Source organism: Halovulum sp. GXIMD14794, assembly GCF_054457455.1.
In genome coordinates, this window is the sequence record NZ_JBTLNF010000010.1 from 45,590 (window position 1) to 58,539 (window position 12,950).

Annotated in this window: 7 protein-coding genes; 3 read left to right on the top strand and 4 right to left on the bottom strand. The window is 66.9% G+C overall.

Features of this window, described 5'->3' with window-relative positions:
* Positions 1–47 precede the first annotated feature (47 nt).
* The gene (gene glmS / locus ACW9UR_RS22595) at positions 48–1,871 is read right to left on the bottom strand and encodes a glutamine--fructose-6-phosphate transaminase (isomerizing) (RefSeq protein WP_458919345.1); all 1,824 of its coding nucleotides are present in this window, start codon (positions 1,869–1,871) and stop codon (positions 48–50) included.
* Entirely contained in the window at positions 1,871–3,223 is a 1,353-nt protein-coding gene (glmU, locus tag ACW9UR_RS22600; RefSeq protein WP_458919346.1) for a bifunctional UDP-N-acetylglucosamine diphosphorylase/glucosamine-1-phosphate N-acetyltransferase GlmU, read from the bottom strand. Before glmU ends, glmS begins: the two co-directional genes overlap by 1 nt.
* Positions 3,224–3,348: 125 nt before the next feature.
* Here glmU and ACW9UR_RS22605 point away from each other — a divergent pair, with 125 nt between their 5' ends.
* Both ACW9UR_RS22605 and ACW9UR_RS22610 read left to right on the top strand, forming a co-directional pair.
* Positions 3,349–4,008 (top strand): HAD-IA family hydrolase, encoded by a 660-nt coding sequence (locus ACW9UR_RS22605; RefSeq protein ID WP_458919347.1) that lies wholly within the window; start codon positions 3,349–3,351, stop codon positions 4,006–4,008.
* Between the two features lie 83 nt (positions 4,009–4,091).
* Positions 4,092–9,758, top strand: coding sequence for a VWA domain-containing protein (locus ACW9UR_RS22610; protein WP_458919348.1), 5,667 nt, complete (start codon positions 4,092–4,094; stop codon positions 9,756–9,758).
* 35 nt (positions 9,759–9,793) lie between these two features.
* On the opposite strand, the gene ACW9UR_RS22615 is transcribed toward ACW9UR_RS22610, so the two are convergent.
* A complete protein-coding gene (locus tag ACW9UR_RS22615) occupies positions 9,794–11,413 on the bottom strand; it encodes an acyl-CoA dehydrogenase family protein (RefSeq protein WP_458919349.1) in 1,620 nt (539 codons plus the stop codon).
* 136 nt (positions 11,414–11,549) lie between these two features.
* On the opposite strand from ACW9UR_RS22615, the gene choX reads away from it, so the two are divergent.
* Entirely contained in the window at positions 11,550–12,470 is a 921-nt protein-coding gene (gene choX / locus ACW9UR_RS22620) for a choline ABC transporter substrate-binding protein (RefSeq protein ID WP_458919350.1), read from the top strand.
* A gap of 49 nt (positions 12,471–12,519) precedes the next feature.
* Here the strand turns inward: choX and ACW9UR_RS22625 are convergent, their stop codons facing one another.
* Positions 12,520–12,834: a hypothetical protein gene (locus ACW9UR_RS22625; RefSeq protein ID WP_458919351.1), complete on the bottom strand. Its 315-nt coding sequence runs from the start codon at positions 12,832–12,834 to the stop codon at positions 12,520–12,522.
* Positions 12,835–12,950: the final 116 nt, after the last annotated feature.

Sequence of the window (12,950 nt, forward strand, 5' to 3'; positions counted from 1 at the left end):
CAAATATTCCCGCCGGAGGCATCCGACGGGGGCCACCGGGCGCCGTGCTACTCGACCGTGACCGACTTCGCCAGATTGCGCGGCTGGTCCACGTCCGTCCCCTTGGTGACCGCCGTGTGATAGGCCAGTAGCTGGGCCGGAACCGCGTAGAGGATCGGCGCGACGAACGGGTCGATCTCGGGCAGGCGCAGGGATTGCCAGATGCCTTCCGAGGCGCGCTCCAGTCCGGGGCGGTCCGAGATCAGCAGGATCCGGCCGCCGCGGGCCATGACTTCCTGCATGTTGCTGACGGTCTTGTCGAAAAGCGTGTCCGACGGCGCAAGAACGATAACCGGTACGGTCTCGTCGATCAGCGCGATGGGCCCGTGCTTCAACTCGCCGCTGGCATAGCCCTCGGCATGAATATAGCTGATTTCCTTCAGCTTGAGCGCGCCTTCCAGCGCCAGCGGGTACATCGCGCCGCGGCCGAGGAACAGCACATCCGAGGCCTTTGAAAGATCCCAACAAAGCGGCCCGTAGACCTCTTCGCGGGCCAGTACCTGCGCCATCGCCGCCGGCACGGATTCCAATGCTGAGACCAGCGCCCCCTCCCGGTCCTCCTCGATTTGCCCGGTCTGACGCGCTGCCAGGATAGCCAGTGCCGCCAGCACGGTCAGCTGACAGGTGAACGCCTTGGTCGAAGCGACGCCGACCTCGACACCTGCGTGGATGGGGAAGACCAGATCCGACTCCCGCGCGATCGAGCTTTCGGGCACGTTGACCACCGCCGCGATCGCCGCGGCCTTGCCCTTCATGTAGCGCAGCGCGGCCAGCGTGTCGGCGGTCTCGCCCGACTGGCTGACGAAGATCGCCAGCGTCCGGGGCGCGACGGGGGGCTCCCGGTAGCGAAACTCCGAGGCGACCTCGATCTCGACCGGGATCCGGGCCAGCTGTTCGAACCAGTATTTCGCGACATGACAGGCAAGGTAGGCGGTACCGCAGGCCACCATCACCACGCGGTCGAAACCGGTAAAGTCGATCTCGATCCCCGGCAGCGCGACGCCGGCACGATCGGCCGCGGTGTACTGCGACAGCGCATAGGACATCACCGTCGGCTGCTCGTGGATCTCCTTCGCCATGAAGTGTTTGTGGACGCCCTTGTCCGCGTAGGCGTTGGCGGCGGCGACCGTGGTGCGATCGCGCATGACCGGGGCGTTGGTCTCGTCATAGACCTGAGCGCCGTTGCGGCTGATCACGGCCCAGTCGCCTTCTTCCAGATAGGTCAGTTCCCGCGTAAGTGGCGCGAGCGCCACGGCGTCCGAGCCTACGAACATCTCGCCCTCGCCGTGTCCGATCGCAAGCGGCGAGCCGCGACGGGCGGCGATCAGCAGGTCCTCTTCGCCCTCGAAGAGGAACAGCAGCGCGAAGGCCCCATCGAGCCGGGCAAGCGTTGCCTCGGCAGCCTCGATCGGCGTGCGGCCGTTGCGAATCTCGCGCGCGGTCAGGTGGGCGACCGCCTCGGTGTCCGTGTCGGTATCGAAGGTGACGCCCTCGGCTTCCAGTTCGGCGCGCAGATCGCGGAAGTTCTCGATGATGCCGTTATGCACGACGGCCACCGGACCCGACCGGTGCGGGTGCGCGTTCGCCTCCGTAGGAGCGCCATGTGTCGCCCAGCGAGTGTGCCCGATGCCGACATGGCCTCGGATCGGGTCCCGCACCAGCAGATCTGACAACGCCCAAAGCTTGCCGGTCGCACGGCGTCGGTCGAGTTGACCCTCGTGAACGGTGGCGATGCCCGCACTGTCGTAACCGCGGTATTCCAACCGCCGCAGCGCGTCCAGGATCAGGGGCGCGACCTCGTGCTGGCCGAGGATGCCTACAATCCCGCACATCAGGCTTTTCCCTTCTGCTTGAGCGATCTCAGACGTTCCATCATCCGTGCGCCTAGCCCCGGCTTGTTGACCTGACGTGCCCGCGCAATCGCAAGATCACCGGCCCCGACGTTCGATGTGACTACGGATCCCGAGGCGACATAGCCGCCATCGGCAATGCTGACCGGGGCGACCAGCGCGCTGTTCGAACCGATGAACGCGCCGGCGCCGATCTCGGTCCGATGCTTGAAGACCCCGTCATAATTGCAGGTGATTGTGCCGGCGCCGATGTTCGCACCTGGGCCGACCGAGGCATCACCGATGTAGGTCAGATGGTTGACCTTGGCGCCCTCGGCGATTTCCGACGCCTTCACCTCGACGAAATTGCCGATCCGGGCCTGCGGTCCGACCCGCGCGCCGGGGCGCAGCCGGGCATAGGGGCCGACAATGGCGCCCGCACCAACGCAAGCGCCCTCGAGATGACTGTAGGCGCGGATACGCGCGCCGTCGGCGACAGTTACACCGGGGCCAAACGTCACGAAGGGCTCGATCGCAACGTCACGGCCAAGCTGCGTGTCATGGGCGAAGAAAACGGTCTCCGGCGCCGTCAGGGTCGCACCGTTGGCCATCGCCTGTGCGCGCGCGCGTCCTTGGAAGATCGCCTCGGCCTCGGCCAGTTCGGAGCGGGAATTCACGCCCAGCGTTTCGGCCTCGTCGCAGGTCACCGCGCGGCAGGGCAGGCCTCGTCCGCGGGCGATCGCAACGATATCCGTGAGGTAATATTCGCCCTTGGCATTGTCGTTGCCGACGGCATCCACCAGCGAAAACAGCGTCTGGGCATCGGCGCAGACGACACCGGAGTTGCAGAGGGTAATCGCGCGCTGCGCCTCGGTCGCGTCCTTGTGCTCGACGATCGCCTCCAGCGCGCCGTCTGCATCGGTGATGAGGCGGCCGTAGCCGGTTGGGTCATCCGCTTCGAAGCCCAGCACCACGACCGCTGCGCCCTGCGCCCGCGCGTCCTGCATGGCCTGGAGCGTTTCGGGGCGCACGAATGGCGTGTCACCGTAGAGCACCATGGCGTCGCCGGAAAAGTCCTCCAGTGCCGGGCGTGCCTGAGCCACCGCATGGGCCGTGCCACATCGTTCTGCCTGCAGGGTGGTTTCTGCATTCGGGTCCAGCGCCTGAGCGGAGTCAGCCACCGCTTCGGCGCCGTTGCCCACGACAATCACGGTCCGGGTCGGGTCCAGCGCGGCGGCAGCGCCCATCACGTGGTGCAGGAGCGGCGCGTGCGCGACCTCGTGCAGGACCTTGGGTAGGTCCGATGCCATGCGTGTTCCCTGGCCGGCCGCCAGAACGATGATCGCGGTGCTCATGGGTGCTCGTCAGTATCCCGTTTCGGCCCTCTTAGCAGCCCTTATGCAAGGCGCAAAGCGGTGCGGCATCAGAAATGGTTTCAGCGGGTTTCCGGCTATGCGATGAGAGACCAAAGGAGCATGCGATGCGAGCGGCAATCTTCGACCTGGACGGAACGCTGGCCGACACGTCGGCGGATCTGATCGCGGCTGCGAACGGGGCTTTCGCCGCGCCGCTGCTGGACCCGGTGGCCGACAGCGCGGTGGCTTTCCGAGGTGGCCGCGCCATGTTGCGGCTGGGACATGCCCGGGCCGGCACTCCGGATGCCGAGATCGAAGCGCGGATCGACGCCGCCTTGCCTGCGTTCCTGACGCGCTACGAGGCAGGGATCGACACGCACACCCGGCTCTATGACGGGCTAGAGCGGACCTTGGACCGGCTAGCCGCCAACGGTTGGGCGCTCGGGGTCTGCACGAACAAGCCCACTGGTCTTGCCGAGACGCTGCTGCTGCGGCTCGGCATTCGGGACCGCTTCTCGGCGATGCTGGGGGCCGACAGTCTGCCGGTCCGCAAGCCCGATCCGAAGCATCTTCTGGAGACGATCGCCCGCGCTGGCGGAGATCCTGCCCGCGCCGTTCTGATCGGCGACACCGAGACTGACGTCGACGCCGCGCGCAATGCCAGTGTACCTTGTGTGCTGGTCGGCTTCGGACCCGAGGGCGGGGGCGTCGCGCGGCTTCGGCCGGCCGCCGTGCTGGATCACTACGATGCGCTACCCGGCCTTCTGGACAGCCTCGTAATGTGATCCCCGCACATCGGGGCGGCCCCTCCGGTTCGCGGAGCGGACGTCGCGTGTTACGGTCGCCCGGCGGAACGGGGGATCCAATCATGAAAGTGCCAGGGTGTTTCGGGGGCAAACTGACTGCGGTGATGGGCGCCCTGGCTGTGCTGGCAGCGATTTGGGCCGCACACGTGCCGGTGGCCCGCGCACAAACCAAGGCCCAGTTGCAGGCTATGGAGGAACAGGCCGGGATCCTCGATGCCGCACCGGTTCTGCAGATCGGCAAAAATAACTTTAGCGAGGTCGACCTTGCCGAAGGGCTGCTGGCGTGGATCGAAGCACCTGAGGACGGGATCTACAGCCTTGCGCTCGACGCCCCCGGGGCTCTCTTCCTTTCGAGTTTCCCAACGCCCGACGGACGGTATGACGGGCGGACCGCACCGCGCCGCCATGTTGCGGCCGGCAGTCTCACCGCGCCGCCGCGGATCGGGCCGATGCTTCTTGCGGCGGGGCAGCCTTACCTTGTCAGCCTCAGTGCTTCGACCGGTGCGACGGCGACGCTGACGCAGGACCGTGCGCTCGGCCCGCTCGACGCGCTGCCCGAACGTGACGCGCCCCTCGAGACGGGAGAGTTGCTCCTGCGGCCCGACGAAGACCTCCGCCTGAGCCTGCCCGCACCGGACGCGCCCCTGAAGGTCGAGGTCATGGCCGAGGCCCGCGCCGACTGGCAAGCGGATCTGGGGGGCACATCGTTCGGCTCTGCAGGGCTCTATCCGTGGGCTGCGGAGGACGACGCCCGCTTCACGCTGCGCGCCCGCGTCACCGGAGACGGGTCGCCGCCGCTGGTTCTGGTCCGTGTCACCCCGGACGATTCGGGGCTAGACGAGGCCGAGCCGAACCGGACGGAGCCCAACCCGATCACCCCAGGCACCGAGTTCACCGGGGCGTTGATCCACGAGAACGACTACGATCTGTTGGGTTTCACGCTCGATGCGCCCCGCGTATTGGAGCTTGCGGTGGCCTCGGACAGCGATGTGGCGTCCTATACGGCGACGCTGATGCGCGAGGAAACCTCAGGCACCGCGACGCTGTGGAGCCGGACAGCGACGCTGGGTCAGGTCGTGGACAGCCCGCTTGCACTGTCGGCGGGAAGCTACCGGCTGGAATTGCATCGTCAGATGGGCGATCGGGACGCGGTGCGCTATTCGGTCATTCTCTCCGACAGCGCGCCCGCCGCGACCGGCCACGAGATCGAGCCTAATGACACATCGGACGCTGCAATGGCCTTGCCCGAGTCGCTACGGGTGCGCGGTGCGCTGACGCCCGATGATACGGACATGTTCGGCTTCACGGTACCCCACGGCGTCTCCGACAACCTTTGGAGGCTTATGACCGCGGGCGCCGAGCGGCTCATCCTGCACGGGCGGGATGGCGTGGTCGCGGATGTCCGCGCGAAAGGTGGCCGCGCGGTCGCGGACGCACTTGCGCTGGTCCCGGGCGACTACCGGGTCGAGTTGCGCGGTGACGGAGACTACAGCCTGAGAGTAATGGACCTGGGCACGCGGCCCGGGGACTATGAAGGCGAGCCGAACGATGCAGCGAAGGACGGGCAGAGGCTGGAGTTCGGCAGGCAGGTCCGCGGCGCGTTCCACTCGGTAGAGGACACCGACAGCTACCTTTTCCGGCTCGACGCGGAAAGCCCGGTCGAGATCACCGTCACCCCGCCCGGCGATGGCGAACTGGATGCTCGGCTCATGCTGGAAGGCACGCAACACGGAGGCAAGCGGTTGTTCCGGCCGGGCGAAGGCGCCTACAGCTACCGCGCGACCCTGCCGGCGGGCGATTGGGAGGTCCGCGTGCGGAGCACTCAAAAGCGCCCACAGGGGACATATTCGGTGCGCGTCGAGCGGCTTGCGGCAATCGTTTCGCAAGAGCCGGACGACCGTCCCGTCGACGCGGTCAAGTTGCCCCGCGACGGCGACATCTCGGCCGAAATCGGAGCTTTCGACGGTATCGACCACGTCTTCCTGCCCCTGCCCGAGGGCAGCGGAACGGCGGCGGTCATCTGCGATGGCGGCCCAGCCCTCAGAAGCTGGGCGTTGTGGAACTGGTCGACTGGCAAGAAGATCCTGAACCCGACGCGCGGAATGACCGTTCAGCAATACGACCCGGATCTCGGAGGCGCGGTGCGGCTGCAGATCGATGGCGGGGAAGAGACTGGTTCGTATGACTGCCGAATGCGCTTCGCGCCGGAAGCGTGGCCCGATCCTGGCGCACCAATCACGGCGTTCGAACAGCCGCTCACGCTGGCCCCGGGCGAAAGCGTTGCGGTGACCTGGGTGGCTGGCGCCCCGCGTCCCGGTTTCACGCTGGACTTGCCCGAGGGCGCAGTCGGCGCTTTCGGGTGTCGCGGCCCCGGCGGTCCGCTCGCTTTCGACACCGGCCTGATGGCCAGCAATCTCGATCTCGTAAGGGACGCGGCGCTCGAAGGCCTCTACGTGCTGCGGGCACGCGACAAGCCGCTGATGCGGCTGCGCGATCCCGCGCTCGAGGACATGCCGTTCTCTGCGACCTGCACGCTGCTCGGACCCGACGATCTGGCTCGTCCCTCGGACATGGGCCCGCCCGCCGAGTTCCGCCTGATCCCGCCCGAGGACGCACCCGCCGAGGCGGATGACGCGCCCGTTCCGCCGCCTCCGGGAATGGCCGAGTTGATGGCCCGCAAGGTACCCGAGCAGCAGCCGACCGGCGATCTGCCCGTCGCGATCTCGTTCCAGCCTGCGCCGACGCTGGCGGCTTATGACAACAATGGTCAGCACTTTCCGATGACCGCGACGCTGCGCAATTCGGGCGACATTGCGCTTGAGCTTGACCTGAGCGCGCGCGTCGATGCCGATGGTTGGCGTCTGGCGCTGGAGCATCAAACATTGGCGCTGGCGCCGGGCGCAGAGGCAAAGGTCAAGGCCAGTTTGACGGCGCCACCCTGGCTTAGCCCCGTGATCGCGCCGGGGCTGGTGTTGCGTGCCGACAGCGATGACGACTTCGCGGCCGGGATGACCACGCTTCCCGCCGCTCCAGGCGCGATCCCGGTCAATCCGGCGTCCTATTGGCTTGCGCCGGAGGCTCTGCGTGGCGGACTCAATGTGCTGCATCACGGGCTCGGAGCACGGCTGGTCCGCGCCGACGGAATTGCGGCGGACGAGAATGAGCAGACCGGGCGCGCCTATCTCCACGACGGGTTTGTTCCTCACACCAGCACCCGTCCCACCGCGCCGGATCTGGAGTTCAGCCTTGCGGCGCCTGCGACATTGGTGGGCGGGATGGTCCAGTTGCGATCGACCGCACCGCCCAAGGACTGGCCGTCGAGCGTCGAGATCTATACATCCGCCACCGGTGAGGACTGGAAACTGGCGGCGGCGCGGCAGCTTGCCTCGAGCCATGCGCCGCAATACCTGGTGTTCGACACGCCGACCCCGGCCAGCCACGTTCGGGTGCGTTTTCCCGAGTGCCGTGGCGGATGCGCGCGGCCCACGGTCCAAGAGATTCAGATGATTGCCGTGCCCGGGACGCACCCCGAGGGCCTGCCCCCGATCAACGCTGGCGACCCGGCGTTGGGCGGGCATGTGGTGCATACCGCTCCGAACCTCGGCGGCGACTGGAACAGCACGTTGCTCGTGGCCGAACCCGACCGGACGAACCGTCCCTGGTCCGTGAAGACCGGAAAGGTTGAGCAGGTGGTAGCCTTTCACCAGAACCGCGCCGCCCTGCTGTCGGGTGTGGCCTGGGTGGGCGATCCTGACGAGGAGGGGCGCTTGCCCGAGGCCGAGGTTTCGGTGAGCACCGACGGTCCGTCCGGGCCGTGGCAGCCGGTCGGCGCGCTACCCTCACCTGGGGCGGGGGAACTGCGCACGGACCTTCGCTTCGAGGCCCCGGTCTGGGCGCGATACCTGCGCCTGACCTATCGCATTCCAGAGGGCGAGAAGCTCGCCGGGCCTGATGCCATCGAAGCGCTGGAAGTTCCCGGCACCTCGGTTCTCGGTCTCTGGGAGGATGAAAGTCCCCGCGCCGCTTACGAGGCGCGGGAGGCGCATAGCGCGCTGGCCGCCGTCGATCCGGCAGGTGGACCAGAGCGCGAAGCGGCAGTCGCGCTACTGACCGGCACACCGGTTGCCTCCTCGGTGCTGATCGAACGCAACGAGGACTGGTGGCGCATCGATGTTCCCGACGGTCCCGCGCAGGAACTTGTACTAGATTTCGGCACGGCTGCACCCGATGTAGCCGCCGAACTGGAAGATGGTGGCGGCACACCGCTGCCGTTGACGAGGAAAGAGGATGGTCGGCTCAGTGCGGTGCTTCGGCCCGGTCCTCACTACCTCAGAATCCACGAGCCGCCGCGTTCGGTCATGATCAGCTGGGACACCTCGGGCAGCGTCGCCGCCTATCTGCCGCGCACGCTGGCGGCGGTGCGGACATGGGCGCGCTCGCTCAAGCCTGGGCGGGATGCGCTGAATCTTCTGCCCTTCGGCGTTGATGCGCCTTTGCTGGCGCAATGGGCCGAAAGCCCGGACGTGCTGGAGCCGGTGCTCGCCGATCTTCCGCAACAGGGCTCGAGCGATGCGGAGGGCGCGATGCGGATCGCCTCGGAAGCCCTGATGGGGCGGGAGGGCGCGCGCGGGATCGTGATCATAACCGATGCGGAAACCGGCATGGACCCCGAACTCTGGTCGCCACTGCTGCGGGCCGCACCGCGTGTGGTTGCGCTTTCGGTCGATTCAAGCGAGAGGCAAAACGCGGCGATCCTGATGGACTGGGCCGCGGTCAACGGTGGCCGTTTCCAGCGCGTCATCGGCCCGTTGGGGCTGGCGGACGGGATGGATATGGCCGCCGCGCTGTTCCGCTCGCCCAAGGCCTACCGGTTGACCGCCTCGCTGGAAGAGATCGTCGAACCCGAAGGAGAGATCACGCTGACCATTTCGGCTGCACCCGAGCCTGAAGCGGTCCGCGAGGGCGCGATCGAGGTGATCCTCGATGCCTCGGGGTCGATGTTGCAAAGGCTCGACGGTCGGCGGCGGATCGAGGTCGCGCACGAGGCGCTGTCCAGCCTTGTGCGGGAGACCCTGCCCGAGGGTACACCTTTTGCTTTCCGTGCTTTCGGGCTGGAAGAAGACGCTTGCCGGACCGAACTGCGTCTGCCGCTGGCGCCTCTCGATCGGGCGCGCGCCGAGGCCGAGATCACCGGTGTGCCCGCGATCAACCTCGCCAAAACCGCCATCGCCGATAGCCTGCGCGCCGCCGGTTCGGACCTGGCCGGGGCCTCCGCGCCACGTGTGATCGTGCTGGTGACAGACGGAGAGGAAACCTGCGACGGCGATCCCGCTGCCGCGATCGAGGAGTTGCGGGCTCAAGGTTTGGACGTTCGGGTGAACATCGTCGGTTTCGCTATCGACGATGCCGACCTAGTCCAGACCTTCTCGGCCTGGGCCGAGGCCGGGGGCGGGACCTATTTCGACGCCGGCAGCGCCGAGGCGCTGAACGACGCGGTGGCGCAGGCCCTCATCCCCCGTTTCGAGGTCGTGCGGACCTATTTGGACGGTCGGGTTGAGACCGTCGGCCGCGTCGCGCTTGGTGAAACGGTGGTGCTTCCGGCGGGGCGATTGACGATCCGGCCTGCTTCAGCCGCGACGGGCGAGCCCCTGGAGCTTCAGGTGCTGCCGGAGGAAGTGGTGGGCGTAACCTATGGGGCAGGCAGGGGAATGGTTCGGGCCGAAGAGTAGATTATCGAACTGAACATCTGCTCAGTTAGCCGAAATCAGCTTTCCGGTGCCAGCCGCGCTAGGATGGCACCGGTATCTAGACCGGTGACGGACCCGGGGACGCGGCCCCGTTTCCCACCCAGTCGGGTTGCGACGAAACCTTCGGCCACCGGCTCGGACGCGCTGCGCAGCAGTACCGACGCCGCGAGCAGTTCGGCGAGGCTTTCCGCGAACCACCGCGCCTCTGCCTCGTCGGGCAGGCCGGGCCAGCGCTCGCGATGTGCTTCCAATGCCGCGTCATAGGCTGGATCGGTGCCCTTCGCGGCGGAAAGCTCGGCGCGCAGCGCCTCTGCCGCTTCCCCGGACTTTGCCAAGGTCCGCAGGATGTCCAGGCAGATCACGTTGCCCGAGCCTTCCCAGATCCCGTTGAGCGGGGCCTCCCGGTAGAGCATCGGCAACGGCGTCTCCTCGACGTAGCCCATGCCGCCGAGCGCCTCCATTGCCTCGGCCACCACGGGACCGCAACGCTTGTTGTTGTAGAACTTCGCCAGCGCCACGGCGATGCGCGCAAAGGCGCGTTCCGCCGGGTCGTCGAAGGCGCGGGCGGCGCGGAGGGCCAGTGCCAGCGCAGCCTCCCAGTCGAGCGCGAGGTCCGCCAGTACCGCGCGCATCAGCGGCTGGTCGATCAGCTGCCGCTGGAACACGGTCCGGCCGCAGGCCCAGTGATGCGCCTCGGCGAGCGCCGCGCGCATCAGCCCGACCGGGGCCATCGCGGTATCGAGCCGTGTGTAGTGCACCATCTCGATAATCCGTCGAACGCCGTCGCCCTCGTCGCCCAGTCGGTGGGCCAAAGCGCCATCGTATTCGATCTCGGCCGAGGCATTAGCTACGTTCCCCAGCTTGTCCTTCAGCCGCACAAGGTGGACGGGGTTGCGTTCGCCTTCCAGCCAGCGCGGAACCACGAAACAGGTCAGTCCGCCCGGCGCCTGTGCCAGTGTCAGGAACCCGTCCGACATCGGCGCCGAGCAGAACCACTTGTGTCCGGTCAACCGGTAAACATCGCCATCGGGTTCGGCCCGCGTGGTGTTCGCCCGCACGTCCGAACCGCCTTGTTTCTCGGTCATGGCCATGCCCATCGTGGCCGCCCGCTTCGCCGCCACCGGAGCAATGGACGGATCGTAGCGGGCAGACGCCAGCTTCGGCCGCCAGGCATCCAGAAGAGCCGCATCCGCCGCCAGCGCCGAAATTGCCGCATAGGTCATGGTCATCGGGCAGCAGACGCCGGGCTCGACCTGGCTCATCAGATAAACAAGGCCCGCATGGGTCACGTGACCGCCCGCCGAGCCGTCCCAGGGGATCGAAGCATAGCCCAGTTCCAGCCCGGTCTCGATCAGCCGGTGGTAGCCCGTGTTGAACCGGACCTCGTCGATCCGCGCGCCGGTCCGGTCGTGGGTGACAAGACGCGGCGGATCGCGGCGGGCATCCTCGGCGGCGTGCCGCAGGTCAGCCCCTGACAGAAGGGTTCCTGCGCGTTCCAGCACGCTATTGCGCCCCCCATGCCTAAGCACATGGTCGCGAAACGCAGGATCATGCGCCCACAGATCCGGGTGCAGAGCGCCCGGCTGGTTCTCGACGGAATGGGTGCGCAGGTCCCGATGTCCCGGCGGCTGGGTCACGGCGTTCTCCCGGTGGTGGAAGTTGTCCCGCAAGATACCCCGGGCGGATAAGGCACGAAAGCCGCGAGGGGTTGCAAGCCCGGCGTGACGCGCTCTTTACTGTGGCATCGATCACTCGACTGGGAGGGAAATGAGGATGCGAACCGCGATAGCCGCCACCGCGCTGACACTGACGGCGGGAATGGCCGCCGCGCAATGCGAGCAGGTGATCTTCTCGGATGTGGGCTGGACCGACATCACCGCGACGACCGCCGCGACCACCGTGGTGCTCGAAGCGCTTGGCTACGAGACCGACGTTAAGGTGCTGTCTGTGCCGGTGACTTATACCTCGATGGCCAATGGCGACATCGACGTGTTCCTCGGCAACTGGATGCCCACGATGGAGGGCGACATCGCGCCCTATCGCGAGGCCGGAACAGTGGACACGGTACGCGAGAACCTTGAAGGCGCGAAGTACACGCTTGCCACCAACGCTGCGGGCGCGGCTCTGGGCATCGCGGATTTCGCCGACATTGCAGAACATGCTGACGCGCTCGACGAGACGATCTATGGCATCGAGCCGGGCAACGACGGCAACCGGCTGATCATCGATATGATCGACCAGGACGCCTTCGGCCTGTCGGGCTTCGAGGTGAAGGAAAGCTCGGAGCAGGGCATGCTGGCGCAGGTCGACCGCGCGACCAAGCGGGACGAGCCCATCATCTTCCTCGGGTGGGAGCCGCATCCGATGAACGCCAATTTCGAGATGACCTACCTGACCGGGGGCGACGAATTCTTCGGCCCGGACCTGGGCGGCGCGACGGTCTATACCAACACTCGTGCCGGTTATGTCGAGGAATGCGCCAATGTCGGTGCGCTTCTGCAGAACCTGGAGTTCTCGCTGGCGATGGAGAACGAGATCATGGGAGCGATCCTCAACGACGGCGAGGATCCGCAGGACGCGGCGCGGGCCTGGATGGCGGCCAATGCGGACATGGTCATGGGCTGGCTGGACGGTGTAACCACCGCCGACGGTGGAGACGCGGCCGCCGCAGTCAGCGAGGCGCTGGACCTCTGAGAGACCGGCGCGGCACCCGAGCGGTGCCGCGCCGTCGCTGCTCGCCGGATCAGGGTGATTTCTGAATGCGGTAGGGCAGATCCATTGGCGGGTGCGCCACCTTCTCGATCGTGTTGATCGAGATATGTGGCAAGCGGATCAGCCCGGTCCACCCGTCACGACGCTGGAAAAAATCCAGGAAGATGAACCGCGAAAAGAACAGGATGTGCCGCGGGTTCCCCAGCGGGCCTTCCTCGTCCCGTTCCAGAATCCAGAAGGTCGAGCGCATCAAAGCGGCGTCCGCCTGTCGTTCGATGAACGGGATATTCACGATCCCGACTTCCAGCGGATCGGTGCCGAGTACCAGCGCGATCAACCTAGGCACCTTGTCTCGGATTTCGTCGAGGCCGAGCTTGAGAAGCTCGTTAGCATCAAGCGGCCCAAGCGCCGGATCGCCCTCGACGGCGGGACAGATGTCTCAGATCTGCGGAACCGTATTGC

Coding starts and splice junctions, on each gene's coding strand:
- glmS (WP_458919345.1), bottom strand. CDS start 1,871: ATGTGCGGGATTGTAGGCATCCTCGGCCAGCACGAGGTCGCGCCCCTG.
- glmU (WP_458919346.1), bottom strand. CDS start 3,223: ATGAGCACCGCGATCATCGTTCTGGCGGCCGGCCAGGGAACACGCATG.
- ACW9UR_RS22605 (WP_458919347.1), top strand. CDS start 3,349: ATGCGAGCGGCAATCTTCGACCTGGACGGAACGCTGGCCGACACGTCG.
- ACW9UR_RS22610 (WP_458919348.1), top strand. CDS start 4,092: ATGAAAGTGCCAGGGTGTTTCGGGGGCAAACTGACTGCGGTGATGGGC.
- choX (WP_458919350.1), top strand. CDS start 11,550: ATGCGAACCGCGATAGCCGCCACCGCGCTGACACTGACGGCGGGAATG.